Consider the following 19,682-nt stretch of genomic DNA (forward strand, 5'->3'; position numbering starts at 1 on the left):
GGTCACAAGGCTCGTAGGGAGCCATGCCGTGCTTTCTCGCGGTCACCGGAACCTCGGCAATGTTTATTGCCCAAATGATTACCCGGAGAGGGGCCGGTGAAACTGGCCTTGGGAAAGGCCGGTCGTGAGGGGAATGCCGCCCGACCGACAGATGTCGGGAATCTCGCGCCTTTGTGAACTATCGCGCCCGGCGCGTCGATCGGCCGGGTGTCACCTCACCCACGAGTGTCACCTCACCCAGCAGCGCCGCGACGGGCGTTCTGGCGGGATGCGTCTGGTTGTCGCCAGGTCGCTGGAGCGGGAGTCGGCGCGCTACCGGCGAGCGGAACTGACCTACCCCGAGCATGGGGCGACCGCGGGCGGCAGCCTGCCCGCGGGCTACCGGCATCTGTGGCGCCGCGTGCTGCTGGGGCACGGCGAGCTCGTACTGGACACCGCCGCCGCGATCGGCGCGGTTTTGCCTACGGGACACTGCCGGATCACCCGGAGGTCGGCGAGGAGGCCTTCGTCGTCGAGCGGGACGCCGCCGGCGCCGTCTGGCTGGCCGTGACGGCCTTCAGCCGGCTCCGGATGGCAGGGCCGCCGCGTTCCTGCATTCACCCGCCCGCGATCGTGCCTTCGCCGCCGGGAACAAGCGATCCGTGCCTGCCGGCCTGATCGCCTTCCACCGACTCAACGGCCGTGCTCCGAGGTTGGCCAATGACGATGTCGAGAAGGAATCGTGATTGCGGGCCCTGATTACAGAGGAAGGGAATAAAGTGTCGGATCTCACAGGTGTGTTCATGGGCTGGTAACCGGGGTGAGAATGTCGGAAACCCAGTCAGGCGCGCCATGACGAGGTGCGCACGCCCGGCATAGGGAGGATCTCGTGAGCCGCTCGGGAACTGCTGCAGMGGGCGGCGTGGCCTGCTCTGCTCCGTCCGACGGCCTGGACGGCCCGGATGACCTGGACGACCTGGATGACCTGGTCGACACCGACCGTTATCCTCTCGCRCACCCTGCGGGCGGAGCCTGGCTCGACCTGGTGGCCAGAATCCGTCGAGAGCTGGAGACGACGGGTTGCAGCGTACTCACCGACTTCGTTCGCCCCGCTGCCCGTGAGGCCCTGCGGGCCGAATGCGCGGCACTTGCTCCGTCGGCGTACTACCAGCCCGAGACGGTCAACGCCTACAACATCGACGTGCGCACGTCGCTACCCGAAGATCACCCCGGGCGTATCGTCCTGCAGCGCGGAAACGCTTTCGTCGCAGCCGATCTCGTCCCCGACGATGTGGGCATACGGCGGTTGTATTCCAGTGGGTCGTTCCAACGGTTCGTGGCTGCCTGCTGCGGGCTCGACCGTCTGTACGAGCTGGCGGACCCACTGGCACAGCTGTGTCTCAACGTGATCCGACCCGGAGACGAGCACCCCTGGCATTTCGACACCAACGAGTTCTCGCTGAGCCTGCTGACCCAGGAGTCCGAGGCCGGCGGGGTCTTCGAGTACTGTCCCGACATCCGGTCCGCCGAAGCCGAGAACCTCGAAGCCGTGCGTGACGTCCTTACCGGTCGAGATGACCGGCGGGTGCAGCGCCTCGTGCTTCGTCCCGGCGATCTCCAGCTGTTCCGGGGCCGCTTCTCCCTGCACCGGGTCAGCCCGRTCCAGGGGGGCAGCGCCCGCCATTCGGCGATCTTCGCCTACTGCGAGCGCCCCGGCGTCATCGGGAGCGTCGCGCGCACGAAACAGCTGTTCGGCCGGGTGCTGCCCGAACATCTCGAGGCCGCCCGGCAGGCGGCCCGCGTCCGGGGCGACTGCCTGCTGGACTGAGCCGGCGATCCGATCAGGAGCCTGACCTGTGCATTTCGATGCCACTGGCAAAGTCTCGCTGGACCACATCTACGATCAGCCCGATCCACGGGCGTACTTCACGACGCTGCGCACGCTCGACTACCGGATCCCCGAGCTCGCCCGGCCGTATTTCGTCGAGGCCATGGCCGACTACCGCGCGGCGAGGCGCCCCAGGCCCGAAGATTCGCATGGGCGTCACCCGTCGCCGTTGAAGGTCCTCGACATCGGTTCGTCCTACGGGATCAATCCAGCGCTGCTGCGCTGCGGGGTGACCCTGGAGCGCCTGTACGAACGGTACGGGGAGGCCGCGGCCCAAGGCTGTTCCCGCGAAGAGCTGCTGGCCCGCGACCGCGAGCTGGTCCGTTCCACCAGCGTGGTCCCCTTACCCACTTCCGGGCACCAGAGCGCCGACGGATCCTCGGCCGGCTCCCGGTCACCCGAGGCGGTGTTCGTGGGCCTCGACGTGTCGGACGAAGCCCTCTCCTACGCTCTCGCCGCAGGCTTCCTCGACGACGCCGTGCACGCCGATCTGGAGACGGGGGAGCTCACCGAACGGCAGCGTCAGCAGCTCGCTGGCACCGACCTTGTCATCTCGACCGGCTGCCTCGGCTATGTTGGCGAACGAACCATCTCGCGGGTTCTCGACGCCGTCGCGGCGGCTGACGGAAAGCTACCGTGGATGGCCCATTTCGTACTGCGGATGTTCCCGTTCGACGCCATCGGGGCGAGCCTGCGCGAGAGGGGATACGAGACGGTCACGCTCGACCGCACGTTCCGCCAACGCAGGTTCGCCTCCGCGCAGGAACAGCAGCTCGTGCTGGACAGCCTCACCACGGGGGGCATCGACCCGCACGGTCTGGAGAGCGACGGCTGGATGTACGCCCAGCTGTACGTGTCCCGCCCGCGCAGCACCTCCGCCGCGCGCACCGCGCCAGCGCCGGCGCTCCGGAACCGGCATCCCTGGCGTCAGCTCAGCCATCAGCAGTAGCCCGACGGCCGTCGGGCTACCCGTCCCACGTCCACCGAGGTCAAGTATGAYGCCGAACGCCCTGCCATCGAGCAGCGACGCGCCCGGGGCCGCGGCAGCGGGCCCCCGGCAGCCGAGCCCCGCGGTAAGCGACCCCGGGCCGCAATGGTCGTCCACCAGCACGTTCGTCAACGACGACCAGCTTCCACGGGTGCCGCTGCCCAGCCTGGACGACACCTGCGCCCGGTTCCTGCAGTGGTGCTCCCCGTTGCTGACCCCGGACGAGCTCGCGGCCACCGAGGCGGCGGTGGCCGCGTTCGCGCGCCCGGGCGGCCCGGGCCGGGCCCTGCACGCCGAGCTGGAGCGTTACGACGCCACCCCCGGCGTGCACAGCTGGCTCGACGCGTTCTGGGCCTCCCGCTACCTGGGGCGGCGTGACCGCATCGCGCTGAACGCGAACTTCATCTTCCTCTTCGAGGAGTCCGACGCCGGTCAGGCCGCCCGGGCCGCGGGGCTGATCGCCTCGGCGCTGGACTACAAGGTTCGCCTCGACGCGGAGGCGATCGAGCCGATCATGCAGCGCGGCCAGCCGCTGTCGATGGACCAGAACCGCTTCCTGTTCTCCACGACCCGCATCCCCGGGCAGGTGCAGGACACCGTCCGCACCCCTTACAACGAGCCGTCACCAGGCCCCTCCAGCGCACGCCACATCGTGGTCTTCCACCGCGGCCACATGTTCCGGATGGACGTGGTGGGCCCCGAGGGGCAGCCGCACACCCTCGACGATCTCGAGAGCGGTCTGGACGCGATCCTGAAGGCGGGCGCGGACCGCGCCGCCCCGGAGACGTCCGTCGGCCGGCTCACCACCAAGGCCCGCGCCGCCTGGGCGACGAGCCGGGATGCGCTGCTCGCCTGTGATCCGGGTAACGCGACCGCCCTCGACACCGTCGAGACCGCGCTGTTCTGCGTCTGCCTCGACGACCTCACGGCCGCCGACGTCAAGGAGGCGTGCGACAACCTTCTCCACGGCGACAGCGGCAACCGCTGGTTCGACAAGTCGGTGTCCCTCATCGTCTTCGCCGACGGCAGTGCCGGCATCAACATCGAGCACTGCGGCCTCGACGGGACGACGGTGCTGAGCCTGGTCGACGACATGCTCGGCGCTCCGGCGGCCGAGCACTCGGCCCGGTCCGGCGCGCGCTCCCAGGGCGTGCCCGCCGTCCGCCCGATCACGTTCACGCTGGACGACGACCTGCGTGCGGACGTCCTTGCCGCCGGCGACGAGTTCAGCGCGTACGCCGCCGCCACGGCCACCGCCCCCCTGTCGTTCAGCGACTTCGGGTCCAACCGGGCGAAGAGCCTGCGGATCTCGCCGGACGCGTTCGTCCAGCTCGCCTACCAGCTCGCGCACAACCGCTCGAAGGGCCTGGTCGGCGCCACCTACGAGTCGATCGCGACCCGGCAGTACCGGCGTGGCCGCACCGAGGCGATGCGGGTCATCACACCGGAGATCCAGGCGTTCGTCCAGGTGATGGACGACCCGGCCGCCGACCCGGCCGCCCGGCTGGCAGCGCTGCGGGCCGCGGCCGACAGGCACGTCGCGCGGGCGCGGGACTGCCAGGCGGGGCGGGCTCCGGAGCAGCACCTCTGGGAGCTCCAGTTCATCCAGGCCCGCCGCGGCGAGGAACTGGGGATCACCGAGCACCTCGACCTGTTCGACACCCCCGGCTGGCTGATCACCCGGGACGACTACCTGAGCACGAGCTCGGCGCCGTCCACCCACATCCAGTACTTCGGATTCGGGTCGACCAGCAACAAGTGCATCGGGATCGCCTACGTGCTGTTGCCGGACCGCTTCAACGTCTACCTGAGCACCCCGAGCGTCGTGGCGGACGAGATGCACTCCTTCGCCGGGCATCTGCGGACGGCTCTCACCGAGCTCCAGGATCTCCTCGCGGCCGACGGGAGTCTCGCCGCACGCTGAGGGGCACGTACGGTTCCAAGGCCGGGAGCCAGACTCCCGGCCTTGGAACCGGGGTGACGGAGCCGCCGTCGGAAGCAGAGCGCCTGGGTTCGGCGGCCCGTCCATCGAGGCGTGGCACGGCCGCCCCGGCAACACCTGGGAGTACTACCGCGAACTCGCCGACCGGGGCCCGACGTACCTTCCCGACCAGGACGTCTCCAGCTGGATCCGGTTCAACCTGACCGCCTACCACCAGCAGGCCCAGACCGTTGCGGGTCGGCTCGACCGCTCCGGGCGGGTCGGGGCGCGCTCACGGCCTTCGCACAGAGCGCTGGTCTGGACGAGCGGGTGGTAACGGCCCTGCACGACGTGGCCGTGGCCGGACGCGTCCGCCGCTCACGCTACGAGCACGCCGAGAGCCTGAGCCTGCAGCAGGCGCAGCGCGACCTTCGTGACCTCACCACCGCACAGGTCCTGGAACCGGTCGGCCGGACCCGGGCCCGCTACCGATCGTCCGGCCGAGGGGTGCTGCCGCCGGTACCGGCGGAAGGCCGTCGCCCGTTCGCGCTGCCCGGAGTGACCGGAAGCATGCCGGGGATGGCGCGGACGAGGTTCGCGGCACCGCCGAACGGGACAGGCCCTCAGTCAGGCCCTCAGCAAAAGAAGGAGCACTGCCTGATGCAGCCGTCCCCGGTCAGCGATCGCCGCACGCCCGTCGTCGACCCCACCGTTCCGCCTCCGGGCCGCCGGTCGGCGTCCGGCACCGAGCTTCGGGAGCCGCAGGTCGGTGGGCCGCCGAACGAGGCGTCGGCGCGGGTCGCCGGCCACCGGCCGGAGTCGCGGCACGGGGAGCAGGCCGCCTACGGGGGCCGGGTGCTCGCCGTCGTCGACGGCCCGGACACGGCGGACTACACGGACGCGGCCGACTATGTGGCGCACACGGTGACGCTGCGGGGAGTCGTCCGGCAGCGGCTGGTCACCCGCGCGCTGGTCGGGCATCTGCCGCCCGCCCCAGCGCGGCTGCTGGACATCGGCGGCGGGAACGGTGTGCAGGCGTTGGAGTTCGCCCGACGGGGATACGACGTGACCGTCTGCGAGCCCGACCCGGGGATGTTGGCCGAGGCGCGCCATGGGCTGGCCGACGCCCCCGAATCGGTCCGGCGGCGCGTCGAACTGGTCCAGGGGGACGGGCGGGACGCCGCCCGCCTGGTGGGGGCCGGCTGGGACGCCACCTTCTGCCACGGCGTCATCATGTTCGTCCCCGAGCCGGCGCCCCTGTTGAACGTCCTCGTCGAGCTCACCCGGCCCGGCGGGATCATCTCCGTGGTCGGCAAGAACGGCCCGGCGCTCGCGCTGCGTGCGGGACTGCAGGGTCGCTGGCGGGACACCGCAGCGCTGCTCGGCGAGCCCGGAGCCGCTGGGACTGCCGGAGCCGCTGGAGCCGCTGTAACCGCTGGGACTGCTGGGACTGCTGGGACCGCCGGAGTCGCTGGAGTCGCTGGGCCGGGCTGGCAGCCGGCGGTGCAGCTGCCACCCGGCGACGATCCGGCGAACGTCGCCGCGATCCTCACCGCCGCCGGGTCCCGGTCGCTCGCCTGGTACGGGATCAGGACCTTCACCGATCATCTCGGTGACCTCCCGCCGGGGCCGGACGTGGACGCCGTCGTCGACGCCGAGTGGGCAGCCGGGGCGCGGGACCCCTATCGCGGGATCGCCCGCCTCATCCATCACGTTCATCGCCGGACCGCGTAGCGCGGTGGGGCGCCGCGCGGCAGGGCCAGGCGGCGAACCGCACGCCGACCAGCCGCTCGGATACCTCCTGGAGCCGGCGCGCGTCGTCCATGCTCCGCATCGTGGGCCACAGCTGCTTCTGCAGAACGGGCGGGCCGCCGAGCGTACGCTTCGGACCGTAGAACTGATCCCCGCGTGACGCGGGATCGGTCGCGGCCATCACCGCCGGGAGCGCGGCGCCGGCGACCGTGCCGGTGACGCCGAGGCGTGACAGGACGCGGATCAGGCGACGCCCGCCCGTCTCCCTCTCCCGGCCCATGCCCGGCTGCGCGGCGAGCAGATTCGTGGGTGAGATGCCAGGGTGGGCGAGGTTGCTGGAGATGCCCCACCCGGCAGCCCTGCTGCGCGCGTCGAGTTCGCGGGCGAACAGAGCCACGGCGATCTTGGACTGGGCATAGGCCTTCATTACGTCGTAGTCGGTCTTCCAGCCGAGGTCCGCCCAGTTGATCTCGCCGCTTCTCGCGGCGATGCTCGTCTGATGCGTGACCCGGGCTCCGCCTTCCCTGAGTAGCGGCAGCAGGCCCAGAACGAGCGCAAAGTGGCCGAGATGGTTGATACCGAACTGCAGTTCGAACCCATCCTTCGTCACCTGGCGGTGAGGCGGCGTCATGACGCCTGCGTTGTTGATGAGGATGTTGATCGCACGCCCCTCTCCCTTGAGCTGGTCCGCCAGGGCGGCCACGGAGTCCAGCGAGGACAGGTCGAGGGCGCGAGTCGAGATCTTCGCGCCTGCCACCTGAGTGCGGATACGGGCTGCGRCTCTCTCACCCTTCGCGGCCGATCGCACGGGCATGACCACCTCGGCGCCAGCCTGGGCGAGGTGGGYGGCGATCACCTGCCCGATTCCGTCGCTCGCGCCCGTGACAACGGCGAGTTTGCCGGTCAGGTCGGGGATGGGCCGGTCGGTGTTGCGTGCCATGAGGTCTCCTTCGTTCTGTGGCGATCGGCCGCGGGGCGACGTGTGCAACCAGGCTGAGGCCTGGCCGTCAGTGGATTCAGGGCTGGCATATCCACTGGTTGCCGATCCCTCACTCGGCCGTGATCGCCTGAGCTCGATCACCGGGAACCCGCGGTGGTGAGGGGTGGACCGACAGGTCGTGGCTGTCGAGCCCTCCCGATGGCAGAAACGAATCAGCCCGATCGCCGGGCGGCGCGGATGAAGAGGGGACCACTGTTGAAGAGGGCACCACTGTGATCGATCGCGCTGGACTGGCGACGTTCCTCCGACGCAGACGGGAGTCCCTCCAGCCCGAAGACGTCGGACTGCCACGCGGGCCGCGAAGGAGGACCGACGGCCTGCGACGCGAAGAGGTCGCCGCGCTCTGCCACATGTCGACCGACTACTACGCTCGTCTGGAACGAGGGACCGGGCCCCAGCCCTCGGAGCAGATGATCGCGTCGATCGCGCAGGGCCTGCATCTCTCGCTGGATGAGCGCGATCATGTGTTCCGCCTGTCGGGTAACAACCCACCTGCCCGTGGAGCGACCAGCGATCACATCGGTCCGGGTCTCCTGCGCGTCCTCGACCGCCTCCAGGACACGCCCGCTGAGATCGTCACCGAGCTCGGTGAGACCCTCCGGCAGACTCCGATGGGGATCGCGCTCACTGGTGACGCCGGTCGGTTCACCGGTTCGCGGCGCAGCCTCGGGTACCGGTGGTTCACCGATCCCGCTGTCCGCGAGGTGTATCCACCAGAGGAGCGCGCACTGCTTTCACGGGTGTACGTCGCCGGGCTGCGAGAGGTCGCGACACTGCGTGGTCCAGGATCGAAGGCGGAACACCTCGCTGACCTCCTTCGTGAGCAGAGCGAGCAGTTCCGCGAACTCTGGGACAGCCACGAGGTCGGCATCCGCCCCACTCAGGTCAAGCGTTTCGCGCATCCGGAGGTCGGGATGCTGGAACTCAACTGTCAGACACTCCTGGACCCGGACCAGTCTCACCGCCTCCTCGTCTACACCGCCGAGCCCGGCAGCGAAAGCTACGAGAAGCTGCAACTACTCGTCGTCATCAGCACACAGACCATTCCCTGACCACGACCTCGCTCGTCCGCCCGCGAAAAAGCAGATCACCGCCGAACGGCGGACCAAAAGTTTGATACGTGCAGGGGCGGCTGCCCTCGAAGCTGCCGGTGGTCGGCGTGCGCCACAGCGTTGACGACCGCCGCGCGCACCAGTCGAGCGCCGGCGCTGCCGCAGCCGGAGACACCGGCCCGCCCGAGCTTCGTGATGTTAGTGCCGTGACCGGCCGGGGCGAACCTTGCCGGTCACGGCACTAGAAAACCTGTCCGACGTCCTGGCGGACGATCGTGGCCATGCTGTGTTCGGCCAGGGCGGCGATTGTCATGGACGGGTTGCAGGCGCCGGTGGAGCCGGGGATCCGTGCGCCGTCGAGTACGTAGAGGCCGCGGTGGCCGAGCATCCGGCCGTACTGGTCGACGGCGGCCCCCATGGGAACGCCGCCCAGCGGATGCCAGGTCGACGGTGCGGCCTGGTCGGTGTCGATCATTGTCCCGCCGCCCGCGGCGGCAATCCGCTGCATGCGTTCGGCGATCAGCTTCTGCAGGTCGGCCTCGGCGGACGCCGGCCAGGTCAGTCTGGCGTCGTCCTTGTCCGGATCGTAGGCCCAGGTGCCGGCCGCCTGGACGACCCCGAAGCCGACGACGGTCATCATCTTGGTCCCGGGGATCTGCATGGGCGATCCGGCGTGAATGAAGGTGAACGGGATGGGGCTGAGCGGGTCGCGGCCCCCCACACAGGCCGGGCCGCCCTGCTGGGTTCCGATGTCGCCGTTCATCCCGGTCCAGGCGTAGATGCGGTCGCCGTTGTTGCCCCACTGGGTGCCAACGGCGTCCGGCAGATTCGGCACGAGGTTCTTGGCGCGCGCTTTGACCAGGAGTCGTGTCGTGCCGGCGGAGCCGGCGTTGAGGAACACCGCGTCCGCGACGATCCTTTTCCGTTCCTGGACTGTGCCGTCGGTAGCGATCCGGTCGACGGCCAGGACCCAGCGCTTCTTCCCGTCGAGTGAGATGTCGCGGACGACGTGCAGCGGCTCCACCCGCACCCGGCCGGTCTTCTCCGCGGCGGCCAGATAGGTGACATCGATGGAGTGCTTGCCGCCGTTGTTGGCACCGAAGGCCAGATCGCTGGTGGTGTAGGTCGGCTGGTACTCGCCCTTGAGCTCACCCCGGACGAAGTTCCAGTCGACGGGCAGGGGAACCCGGAACGGCTGGAGGCCGGCGTCCGGTGCGGTTTTCAGGAACAGCCGGGACGAGCGGTAGGGTTCGGTGTTCAGGATGTCGTCGGGGATCGTGGAGATGCCCAGCATCCTGGCAACGGTCGGGTAGGCCCAGTGGTTCAGCTCGTCGTAGAGGCCCGCTGCCGTCGGCATGGACGCGGCAAAGCTTTCCTTGGTCGGCTGCAGCGTCATGCCGTGGTAGGTCAGGGAGCCGCCCCCGACCCCGGTTCCGCAGTTGATGTCCATACCGTCGCCCACCACGGTCTCGATGACCCCGGTGAACGGCCTCCAGGTCTTGTCGACACCTCGGATCATGCTGTGGTCGGTCAGCCAGGAGGATCGGTTGTCGACGGTGGCGAAACGGCTGAAGATTGTCGCATCAGGCCCGCTCGGCCACCGGATGCCGCGTTCCAGGACCAGCGTCGGGACGCCGGCCTCGGCCAGCCGCAGCGCTGTCACACCCCCACCGAAGCCGGTGCCGACGACGACGGCCCGTTCCCGCACCTCGGTCCCGGCGGCCCCGGCACCGCCGGAGCTCTGCGGTTGTATGTCGTCGGAGCAGGCAGCCAGCCCGCCGGCCGCGGCCGCGCCGAAAGCGGCCGTCCCGAGAGCCGCTCCGAGCATCTTCCGACGGGTGAGGCCCACCATGGTTTCCCGACTCAGGGGAGCTTTGCTGGAAACTTTGTCCGACATCCTGACTCCAGTTCTGCCCACTGCCGGACGCCTGCTCTCCGCTCTCGCGGGCACAAGGCCGGATCCGGTTCAGCTGGTGAGTTTCTCGATGTGTGCGGCCGCCGCGGCCGCACCGCCGGCGGCGGTGAACTGCCCGCGCAGCCGCGTGGCGGCTGTCCGGTAGGTCGGGTCGTCCAACACCGTCCGCAGGGCATCGGCGATCGTTGCCGCGCCGGCACGGCCAAACCGGATGCGGGTACCGGCCCCGGCCTGTACCACCTGCCTCGCGATGATCGGCTGGTCGTCACGGACCGGTGCGACGACCAGCGGGACTCCGTGTGCCAGCGACTCGCACACCGTGTTGTTGCCGGCATGGCAAACCACCGCGGCCAGGTGTGGCAGCAACGCGAGCTGCGGCACGCGGGGCGTGACGAGCAGCTCGACGGGCGCCTCCCGGGCCAGGTCGTCGGCGGTCCCCGGCGGTGCGACCACGACCGCCTGCACGTCGGTGGCCATCGACCGGACCGCCTCGGCGGCGGCCCGCAGGAAACGGCGACCGGCGTCGCGGGTGACCGTGCCCAGCGACACCAGGACGGTGGCCCGGGATTCGTCCAGCCACGTCCACGGGAAGTCCGGGTCGCCGTGGCGTCGACCGGCCGCGCAGCCGACGAAGACCACCGACTCCGCGAAACGGCTGGCTTCGAGTAAGCCCGGCACGGAGCAGACGATGGTGAGCTGGTCGGAGAAGCGCGGGTCCGTGGCCGCGGCCTGTTCCGTGGAGATCCCGTGGGCGAGCTGGAAGTCTGCGAGCAGTTCGGCGATCCAGGAGCCCACGCGGTCGAACCCGGCGTAGGGATCGTCGAACTCGGCGGGAGTGGTGGCGAGGACGGCCAGCGGCGTGCCTCGACGGCGGGCCACGACCGACGCACCGACGGCCTGCTGGTCGGCGACCACGACGTCCGGACGGAATTCGCTGATCAGAGCATCGATCTGGGGGATCATCGCCGCGCCGAGCGGGAGGAGAAAGTCCTGCCAGAGGAACTTCAGCGCGGCCACGCCACGAAGCCGCTGGGACGCGGCCTCCAGCCTGATCCGTTCCGCGGCGTCGTCGGCCCGTCTCCCGGGCAACGCGAGCAGTTCGACGTCCGCCGGCATCATCGGCGCGACGACGTCGGCATGACCGGCGACCGCGACCTGGTGTCCGCGCGCGGCGAGTTCCCCCGCGACCGCGACGGCCGGGTGGACATGGCCGGCGAGCGGCGGCACCACGAACATCACCCTCGCCATGTCGCACCAGCGTCCCGGGCCGTTCGCGGGAGTCGGTCGTCATGATCGCGGCCCGGGGCTCCGAGACCCGGCGGCGGTACCTTCTCGCGTACCCAGTCGGGCATGACGTGGCCGGGGCCGGGCGGCGGGGTGTAGGTCGGCAGAGGCGCCGTCGCGCGTTCGAACAGCCACCAGCGGGTGAGTGTGCGCAGGTAGCCGGTGGCCTCACGGAGCACCCCGTGGGTGTGGTTGCGCAGGACGACCAGAGTGCAGTCGGGCACCAGCGCCGACAGGCTGGCCGCCTGGTCGATGATGTCCGAGTTGGCGCCGTACACGGCGAGCACCGGCGCGGTGAACGCGGCCAAGCGCGCCAGGTCGAAGGGTGGGGTGGCGAGCATGTCCCGCCGCAGCGTGGTGTCGCGCAGCAGCCGTCGCGCGGTGCGCATGGTCCGCACCGCCGCGCGCCTGGCGTCGTTGGCCAGCCACCGCTCGACGTCCTCATGCGAGGTCGCCGCGAGCACCCGGCTGAGCGAGTGTTCCAGCTGGGTGCCGAGACTGTCGACGAGGAAAGGCGGCTCGATCAGCGTCAGACTCGCCACCCGCTCCGGATGCGTGAGGCTGTGGGCCAGGGCCAACGTCGCCCCGTAGCTGTTGCCGAGCAGGTGTACCGGCCGGTCGACACCAAGCGCGGCCAGCAGCCCGGACAGGTCGGCGAGGGCGCTGGCCATGTCGTACCTGTCGGGCGTCTGCTCGCTGCGCCCGTGCCCACGCAGGTCGTAGCRGATGACCTCGCAGCCCGCGTTGGCCAGGTAGGTACCGAGGCTGAGGTACAGGCTGGACAGGTTGTCGATCACCATGCCGTGCAGCATCACGACGATCGGCGCGTCAGGATCGCCGGCCCCGTATCTCGGGGTGAGGCGCTGGACGTTCAGGCGGATCCCGTTCGCGATGATGTCAGCCACAGCTGGCTCCGGACGGGCTGTCGGCGATCCGGTGGACGGCGTCACCGACGCCCGCGCTGATCACGTCGTCCAGGCGCGTCGTGGCCGGGATGCCGACGCGCGCCGCAGGGCGAGAGCAGGCAGGCGGCGGCAGCGGGGTTCGCGTGGTGGCTGGGATGCTCCGCACGATCGCCATGCTCCCGTGCCAGGCTTGCCCAGACTTGAGCGTTAGATGCGGGTTTGCTGGAGATCTTCCATTGTGGGCAGTTCGACGCGGACGGTTGTCCCGCGCTCCGGCGACGTGTCGAAGACGATCTTCCCCCCGTGGGTGGTGACGATGGCCGCCACGATCGGCAGGCCGAGTCCCGAGCCGGGCCGGGAGCGGCTCGCATCGGCCCGCCAGAACCGGTCGAACGCCCGCTCGGCATCCCGCGGGCTCATCCCCGGCCCGGTGTCGCTCACCTGGAGAACCGCCGTGCCGCGGGCTTCCTCTGCCCGCACCGACACCGAGGCGGTGGGCGGGGTGTGCACAAGCGCGTTCTCCAGGAGGTTGGTGAGCACCTGCCGCACCGCCACCTCATCCCCCTGCACGATGACCGGGCCGCACACGCGGCATCGCAGCTCGCGGGACGGATACCGCTCCGACACCTCAAGCTCGACGTCGCGGACCACCGCGGCGAGGTCGACGCGTCCGTGCTGCCCGGCTGCGTTCTCGTCCAGCCGCGCGAGGAGCAACAGGTCCTCCACAAGGTCTGCCATCCGGCGGCTCTCCCGCCCGATCCGGCGCATCGTCTCGTCGAGGTCCTCACGTTCACGCAGGTGCCCCTGCCCCCACAACTCGGCGAGCCCCCGTATCACCGAGACAGGCGTGCGTAGTTCGTGCGAGGCGTCGGCGACGAAGCGCTGGAGCCGATCCCGGCTCTCCTGCTGCTCGTCCAACATGACGTWGAAAGCGCGAGCCAGGTGACCGGCCTCCGACCGGGGCGATCCCATCGCGTCCACCCGCCGAGAACGATCACCAATGGAAATCGCGTCGGAGACCTGCGTCACGCGGGCGATGGGGCGCAGGCCCAGCCGATCCACCCAGTAGCCGGCGGCTACCAGAACGGTCRGCACAAACGCGCTGACGGCGAACATCGCTGACCGGATCCGTCCCGTCGCGGCCTCCACTCCCGCCAACGACTGGGCCAGCAGCACATCCCGGTCACCCGTGCCCGCGACGAAGACCACCCGCCACCGTTGCGATCCGGACGACGAGTTCACAGTCACCGCGCGCAGCGAGGTCAAGGGCCGCGCTCCCGCCGCCGGCGTCTGGGGCGCCTGCCCCGCAGCGACAGCCGGCTCGAGGATCACCGTGCGCCGGTCGCCTGACAGCACCGCCACGTAGAAGTAGTTCAGACCGTTCTGCGCGCTCCGGATGGCCGAGACGGCACCGGGAAGGGCCTCGGCCGGCCCGACAGGTGAGGGCAGGTCGGGCAACGGCCCCGCCTCGCCGAGGGACACCGCCGCCGCCGCACCGGTGGTGAGCTGCTGGTCGATCTGGGCGATCTGGGCCGTCCACACCGACTGGATCATGAGAAAGCCGGCGATCGCGAGAACCCCGAGCACCACCCCGCCGACGACCGCCAACCGTAGCCTGAGCGTCATGCCACATCATTCATCGCTGAGCCRGTAACCCACGCCGCGCACGGTGTGAACAAGACGCGGGGAAAAAACTTCGACCTTCTTCCGCAGCGACGAGACGAAGGTTTCGACGACGGTGGACTCACCGTCGAAGGCAAAGTCCCAGACATGGTCAAGAATCTGCGCCCTGGTCATCACCCGCCCGGCGTTCCGCAGCAGGAAACGCAGCAGCTTGTACTCGGTCGGCGACAACACGACAGGTCGGCCCCCGACGGTGACCCGGTGGGCGTCCTCATCGAGGCTCAGCTCGCCGCAGGTCAGTACGGATGTCTTCGCGACCGCGCCGCGGCGGCGCAGGATCGCCCGGCTCCGGGCGACAAGCTCCTCGACGCTGAACGGCTTGGGCAGGTAGTCGTCGCCGCCGAGTGTGAGCCCCCGCACCCGGTCGTCGAGGCCACCACGAGCCGACAGGAAGATGACGGGCACCTCCACCCCGGCGGCACGCATCCGCTGGCAGACCTCGAAACCGTCGAGGTCGGGCAACATCACATCCATGATGACGAGTCCGATCGGCGTGTCGCCACTGGCAAGGCGTAGCGCCTCGCRCCCGGTGGAGACCTCGATCACCTCGAAGTCCGCCAGCCGCAGCGCCATGGCGACAACGTAGGAGACGTTCTCCTCGTCTTCGACCACCATCACAGGAACGGGCACCATGCGCCCATCATGGCGACGGGCCCACCGGGCGGCGGAGACCGGCCCGCCCACTGTGACCTGGCGTGATAGGTCGGTACGACGCGGCGGCATGATGGCCGGCCGCGCCTGCACGCCCGCAGCAGCCGATCTTCCGGCTAAGAGTGTGCGGGGCGGCCGCCCCCCCACGGCCCCGTCTCGGATGGTTCCGTGGCGATCAGCCGGAGCTGCCCGCCACAACGGCACCTCCAGCAAACCCGCAACTAACGTTCAAGTAACGGCAAGCTTGGCGCGTAAGCATGCTGATCGTGTGGAGCATCCCGATCACCACGCGCAGCCCGCGACCCGCCCCGCGGCGGGCATCCCCCTGCCGACAGCGCTACCCGGTGAGCGGCGCGGGAGCAGATTTCCCGAGACGGAAGGTGGCAGACGACCAGAATGAGCACTGATTTTGAGGAACGTATCAGGGCGCGGTTCCAGGAGGGTTTCGACCAGTGGAACCACGGCTACGAGGCATGGCTGAAGTGGTGCGACACGCTGTACGAGTCGGACGCCCACTACAACGTCTACAGCAAGCGACTGACCCTGCAGGAATACAAGGACATGATGGGGCAGCTGTTCGCGGTGTACGACATCGAGCTGGGGCAGCTGGACAACATCCTGATCGAGGGCGACTGGGGAGCCATTCGGTACTCGGTCTACATCCTGGACAAGAAGACCGGCGTGCGGTCGGAGCTGAAGACTATGGAGTTCGTRCAGTTCAAGGAAAACCCGGCGCCGACGGGTGCGCGGGTGGTCGAGGGCTGGGCCCTGTCGGACAACCCCCTCTCGGCGGGATGACCGCGAAAACCCGTCAGCAACTGCTCACTGTCCGACCTGTGTCACGGCGCGCCGCGGCCGGCGAGATGATGTGTGAGAGACGTCCACGGAGGTTCCTGTAGGCGTTTTCTATGAGACCTTTGGCCGCCGGAGCCCTCGTATACATGATGGGCATGGCGGAGTTTTCGGTGCTGCGCGACCCCCCGCGCGCGTCCTCGTACGCTGCCGCTGGYTCGTTCTGACGGGCTGGATCGCTGTCGTCCTGGCATCGGCCCTTTTCATCCGCRATTCCCATCCTCGGTACACCCAGGAGGTGGCCCCGGCTACCTCGGATTCCGCACAGGCGATGGACAGGGTCGCGGCCGCCACCGGGGGCAAGCTCCCGGACACCGAGACGCTGGTACTCAGGGCGCGGCGCGGGACCCTCGACGAACCTCCGGTGCGCGACCAGACGGCCGCGCTCGTTGCCGAACTGGCCAAGCTGCCAGGTGTGGCTCTGGTCGCCGACCCCGCGGGGCCGCTGGGTCGGGCGATGCTGGGCGTCGATCCCGTCACCGCCGATCGGCGCACCGCTCTGATCGCGGTGATGATGAAAGCGGATGCACTCGCGCCCGATCTGGACGCGGTGCATCGTCTGCTCGATGTGGCCCGCGCCTATGACGATCCGCAGCTGCAGATCGAGATGTCGGGACCAGGCACCACGATGATCGAGTCGGCGGATGTCTCGTCGGTGCCCCTGGTCCTCGCGGTGCTTGCCTCGATTCTCCTGGTAGGCGTGACGTTGCGTTCCCGGGTGGGAGTCCTGGTCTGCCTGGCGCCGGCGGCGACGTCGGCCGTCCTGGCGGTCGCCGTCGTGTCCTGGCTGGCCCGCTCGGCGGCGCTGACGTCCTTCGCTCCCATCATCGCCGCGGTGCTCGCCTTCGGCACCTGCCTGGGCGGCGCGGTCGTCATCGTCTACCGGACGCAGTCCGCGTTGCTGCGCGGCGAGGACCGCGTCGAGGCGGTCCTGTCCGTCATGGCGACGTCGGGTGGCGCCGTGATCGTCGGTGGCCTCGGGCTGAGCATCGCTATGATCATCGTCGACGGCCTCGGGCTGGACGGCTTCGAGCAGGTCGCGTCTGCCGCAGCGGCCGCGGCCATGACGACCGTCCTGGTGATCGTGACGATGCTGCCGGCGCTACTCGTGGTGGGTGGCCCGCGGCTGCTGGGCTGGGCCGAGCGTCACCATCTCGCGACCGCCGGCACCGGGCTCGGACGCCGTCCAGGGCTACGGTCGTGGTGGGCCGCCCAGGTCGGACGGTATCCCGCCATCATCACCGCCGGGGCCGGCGTGCTCCTGGTGGGGCTGGCCGCCCAGAGCCTGGGGCTTCGCATCGGTGGCGGTGACGCGGGCAGCGAGACGACGTCGCTGACGTCTCGACGTGCCTATGACCTGATCAGTCAGAACTTCGGCGCGGGGGTGAACGGGCCGGTCCTGGTGACCGTCGACGGGATCCGTGGCACGGCCCCGGCGGCCGGGGGCGCCGTCACACCTTCGATGATCACTGCCATGATCGCGGGCGTACCAGGCGTGAAGAGGGCGGAAGTATCGCTTGCGGACGACACCCGGGGAACCGCGATCATCCGGGTACTGCCCACARCTGGCCCACGCACCTCCCAGGCCAGCGAACTCATCAGCAGACTGCGCGACGACACCCTCCCCCCACTGCTGCACGGAACGGCGACAACCGCCCACATCGGTGGCCCCACCGCCCTGTTCGACGACGGCGCCGCCACCTTCCGTGCCAGCCTCCCGACATTCCTGGCGATCGTGCTGGCCACCAGTGCCCTGGTGACGTTTCTGCTGGCACGTTCGATCGTCCTGGCCATTGTTCTCGGCGCCTCCAGCACGCTGTCCGTCCTGGCCGCCGCGGGCACGCTACGGATTCTCTTCCAGGATCAGCAGTTCGCGGACATGCTCGGGGTCACCACCAGCCCGGTCGAACCTTTCGTTCTCGTGCCCGTCATGGTCTCGGCCTTCGGGTTGTCCCTCGGAATGAACCTCGCCCTGCTCGGCCGCCTCCGCGAGGCCGGTCCCGCCGGTCCCGGCCGCCTCCGCGGGAGCCGTGACCCCCTGCGAAACCGCGGCGCCCTACGCGACTTGTCCAAAACCGACCGTGGCCACGGCAGTGACCACATCCGACGTGGGCACGCCGACCTCGGCCACGTCATCCTCACCATGAACATGATCATGATATTCGCGTTCGCCGCCATTGCCGCCCAATCACCTCGAACCCTCAAGATGATCGGGTTCGGGGTGGCCGCCGGCCTGGCCGTCGACGCACTTGTGCTCCGCATGGCGGTCCTGCCGGCGGCCACACACCTCGTTCACCGCCGCCAGAAGCATCATCCGATGCGACCCAGAGCAGTCGTGACCATGGAAATGCTGGATCCCGAAACCACCATGCCCCTGTTCATCGATCACACACCAGGACGACACCRCAGCCGAACGCGGTACACCTCGTGAGTGCGCCCGCACTTCTCCACACGGGCGCCGACACCATGAACAACGACTGCGGCGGCTGTCGCCCCGCCGGGCGCAATTCGAAGTGCCGTCTCGAATATCTGAAGATATCGGTCCTTCGTCGCACCCGACAGGTCGCTCGGGATGCTAACCGTCAGTCACTACCGGATATGCGCCGGAGCCGGTATTCGGACACTCCCGTCCACCGACCTCCGCCCCAGCCTCAGATCGGTGGACCTCCGCTATTATCCGAGTACATCTGTTTACGACGCTGCCGGCGACTGCTCGGGATGCTTACGCTTCGGCGACTATATGCTGACGGATAGGGGGTGATCGATCAGGGTCGGCATGGGATCGAGCATCTCGCTCATGATCGTCCCTTCGCGCCGAGTCGGCCTCGGCGGCACGGGCCAGACCACATCCGTTGATCAGACACTCCCGCGCAGGGTCAGGCCGCGGTGACGACTTGCTCGCCTGCGCCTGCGCCTGCGGCTCTGGCTCCATGAACACGGAGGGTCTCCGATCGCGCCCCCTGTAGCCAACCCGCACCGGGCGGGTGTCTCACCCGGGACTGACACAGAGGGGGCGGCTATGGCACATCTGCACCTGGTGTCCATCCACCCCTGGGCCGACGGAAACGGCCGGATGTCTCGTTCGCTGCAGACGCTCATGATTGCCCGTGAAGGTGTCCTGGCGCCGGAGTTCTCGTCCATCGAGGCGTGGCTCGGCCGCCCTGGCAACACCTGGGAGTACTACCGCGAACTCGCCGCCCGCGGGGGTCTACCTACCTTCCCGACCAGGACGTCTCTGGCTGGATCCGGTTCAACCTGACCGCCTACCACGAGCAGGCCCAGACCGTTGCGGGTCGGCTCGACCGCTCCGGGCGGGTCTGGCGCGCACTCTCGGAGTTCGCCGAGACCACCGGTCTGGACGAGCGCGTGGTCACGGCCCTGCACGATGTGGCCGTGGCTGGGCGCGTCCGCCGCTCACGCTACGAGCATGCCGAGAGCCTGAGCCTGCAGCAGGCGCAGCGCGACCTTCGTGACCTCACCACCGCACAGGTCCTGGAACCGGTCGGCCGAACCCGCGCCCGGCTACTACACGGCCGGCCCCCGATTCCCACAGCCGGCGCTCGACATCGCACGCACCCCCATGACTTTGAGGAAGCCGTACACCAGCTGACAACCAACCTGCGGGCCCACCCCTGATCGGTGGCGTCCGCCTTCAGCGTTTGAAGATCCCCGGCTGTCGCTGCCCTCGCTGTCGAAGGCGCGTCCGGAGCCRCTGGCACGGCGGGGAAGCTCTGTCCGCGCAATACGCGGATCGGTGCCCCCGGTAGGAATCGAACCCACGACCTACCGCTTAGGAGATAATTCGAGTCTTG

At 69.4% G+C, this 19,682-nt stretch carries 13 protein-coding genes and 3 pseudogenes; 10 read left to right on the forward strand and 6 right to left on the reverse strand.

Annotated elements, in window-relative coordinates:
- Positions 1-268 precede the first annotated feature (268 nt).
- The 6 genes and pseudogenes from CC117_RS34580 (at position 269) to CC117_RS11540 (ending at position 6,510) form a co-directional block, all read left to right on the forward strand.
- Positions 269-657, forward strand: a pseudogene (locus CC117_RS34580) (DUF1990 family protein).
- A 244-nt stretch (positions 658-901) separates the two neighbouring features.
- On the forward strand, positions 902-1,807 hold the full coding sequence (locus CC117_RS11525; protein WP_407673512.1) for a HalD/BesD family halogenase: 906 nt from the start codon (positions 902-904) through the stop codon (positions 1,805-1,807).
- Positions 1,808-1,835: 28 nt separating this feature from the next.
- Positions 1,836-2,816: a methyltransferase type 12 gene (locus CC117_RS11530; RefSeq protein ID WP_084131957.1), complete on the forward strand. Its 981-nt coding sequence runs from the start codon at positions 1,836-1,838 to the stop codon at positions 2,814-2,816.
- A gap of 46 nt (positions 2,817-2,862) precedes the next feature.
- On the forward strand, positions 2,863-4,779 hold the full coding sequence (locus CC117_RS11535; protein WP_198541816.1) for a choline/carnitine O-acyltransferase: 1,917 nt from the start codon (positions 2,863-2,865) through the stop codon (positions 4,777-4,779).
- A 70-nt stretch (positions 4,780-4,849) separates the two neighbouring features.
- A pseudogene (locus tag CC117_RS40495) lies at positions 4,850-5,277 on the forward strand (Fic family protein); the annotation flags it as partial.
- Positions 5,278-5,436: 159 nt separating this feature from the next.
- Positions 5,437-6,510, forward strand: coding sequence for a class I SAM-dependent methyltransferase (locus CC117_RS11540; RefSeq protein ID WP_071083976.1), 1,074 nt, complete (start codon positions 5,437-5,439; stop codon positions 6,508-6,510).
- Here the strand turns inward: CC117_RS11540 and CC117_RS11545 are convergent.
- Positions 6,479-7,468: an SDR family oxidoreductase gene (locus CC117_RS11545; RefSeq protein WP_071083728.1), complete on the reverse strand. Its 990-nt coding sequence runs from the start codon at positions 7,466-7,468 to the stop codon at positions 6,479-6,481. The genes CC117_RS11540 and CC117_RS11545 overlap by 32 nt on opposite strands.
- A gap of 272 nt (positions 7,469-7,740) precedes the next feature.
- Between CC117_RS11545 and CC117_RS11550 the strand changes: the two genes are divergently transcribed.
- Positions 7,741-8,580 (forward strand): helix-turn-helix transcriptional regulator, encoded by an 840-nt coding sequence (locus CC117_RS11550; protein WP_071083729.1) that lies wholly within the window; start codon positions 7,741-7,743, stop codon positions 8,578-8,580.
- A gap of 241 nt (positions 8,581-8,821) precedes the next feature.
- Here the strand turns inward: CC117_RS11550 and CC117_RS11555 are convergent, their stop codons facing one another.
- From CC117_RS11555 to CC117_RS11580, 5 genes are all read right to left on the reverse strand, one after another.
- The gene (locus CC117_RS11555; protein WP_071083730.1) at positions 8,822-10,477 is read right to left on the reverse strand and encodes a GMC oxidoreductase; all 1,656 of its coding nucleotides are present in this window, start codon (positions 10,475-10,477) and stop codon (positions 8,822-8,824) included.
- Positions 10,478-10,546: 69 nt separating this feature from the next.
- On the reverse strand, positions 10,547-11,743 hold the full coding sequence (locus CC117_RS11560; RefSeq protein ID WP_071083731.1) for a glycosyltransferase: 1,197 nt from the start codon (positions 11,741-11,743) through the stop codon (positions 10,547-10,549).
- Positions 11,731-12,684 carry an alpha/beta fold hydrolase gene (locus CC117_RS11565; protein WP_071083732.1) on the reverse strand — a complete coding sequence of 318 codons (954 nt, stop codon included), beginning with the start codon at positions 12,682-12,684 and terminating at the stop codon, positions 11,731-11,733. The genes CC117_RS11560 and CC117_RS11565 overlap by 13 nt, the downstream gene beginning before the upstream one ends.
- Before the next feature lie 207 nt (positions 12,685-12,891).
- The gene (locus CC117_RS11575) at positions 12,892-14,310 is read right to left on the reverse strand and encodes a sensor histidine kinase (protein WP_071083734.1); all 1,419 of its coding nucleotides are present in this window, start codon (positions 14,308-14,310) and stop codon (positions 12,892-12,894) included.
- Between the two features lie 6 nt (positions 14,311-14,316).
- Positions 14,317-15,000 (reverse strand): response regulator transcription factor, encoded by a 684-nt coding sequence (locus CC117_RS11580; RefSeq protein ID WP_071083735.1) that lies wholly within the window; start codon positions 14,998-15,000, stop codon positions 14,317-14,319.
- Positions 15,001-15,414: 414 nt separating this feature from the next.
- Here CC117_RS11580 and CC117_RS11585 point away from each other — a divergent pair, with 414 nt between their 5' ends.
- The 3 genes and pseudogenes from CC117_RS11585 to CC117_RS11595 form a co-directional block, all read left to right on the forward strand.
- Positions 15,415-15,816 (forward strand): hypothetical protein, encoded by a 402-nt coding sequence (locus CC117_RS11585; RefSeq protein ID WP_071083736.1) that lies wholly within the window; start codon positions 15,415-15,417, stop codon positions 15,814-15,816.
- Positions 15,817-16,108: 292 nt separating this feature from the next.
- Positions 16,109-18,301 (forward strand): MMPL family transporter, encoded by a 2,193-nt coding sequence (locus tag CC117_RS11590; RefSeq protein WP_256385375.1) that lies wholly within the window; start codon positions 16,109-16,111, stop codon positions 18,299-18,301.
- A gap of 582 nt (positions 18,302-18,883) precedes the next feature.
- Positions 18,884-19,480 (forward strand): annotated as a pseudogene (locus CC117_RS11595) (Fic family protein); the annotation flags it as partial.
- Positions 19,481-19,682: the final 202 nt, after the last annotated feature.

It is taken from the genome of Parafrankia colletiae, assembly GCF_001854655.1.
Classification (GTDB): domain Bacteria; phylum Actinomycetota; class Actinomycetes; order Frankiales; family Frankiaceae; genus Parafrankia; species Parafrankia colletiae.

What these genes read in the sequence shown, in the direction of transcription:
- CC117_RS11555 (WP_071083730.1), bottom strand. Translation starts at nt 10,477, where the DNA reads ATGTCGGACAAAGTTTCCAGCAAAGCTCCCCTGAGTCGGGAAACCATG.
- CC117_RS11540 (WP_071083976.1), top strand. Translation starts at nt 5,437, where the DNA reads ATGCAGCCGTCCCCGGTCAGCGATCGCCGCACGCCCGTCGTCGACCCC.
- CC117_RS11560 (WP_071083731.1), bottom strand. Translation starts at nt 11,743, where the DNA reads ATGGCGAGGGTGATGTTCGTGGTGCCGCCGCTCGCCGGCCATGTCCAC.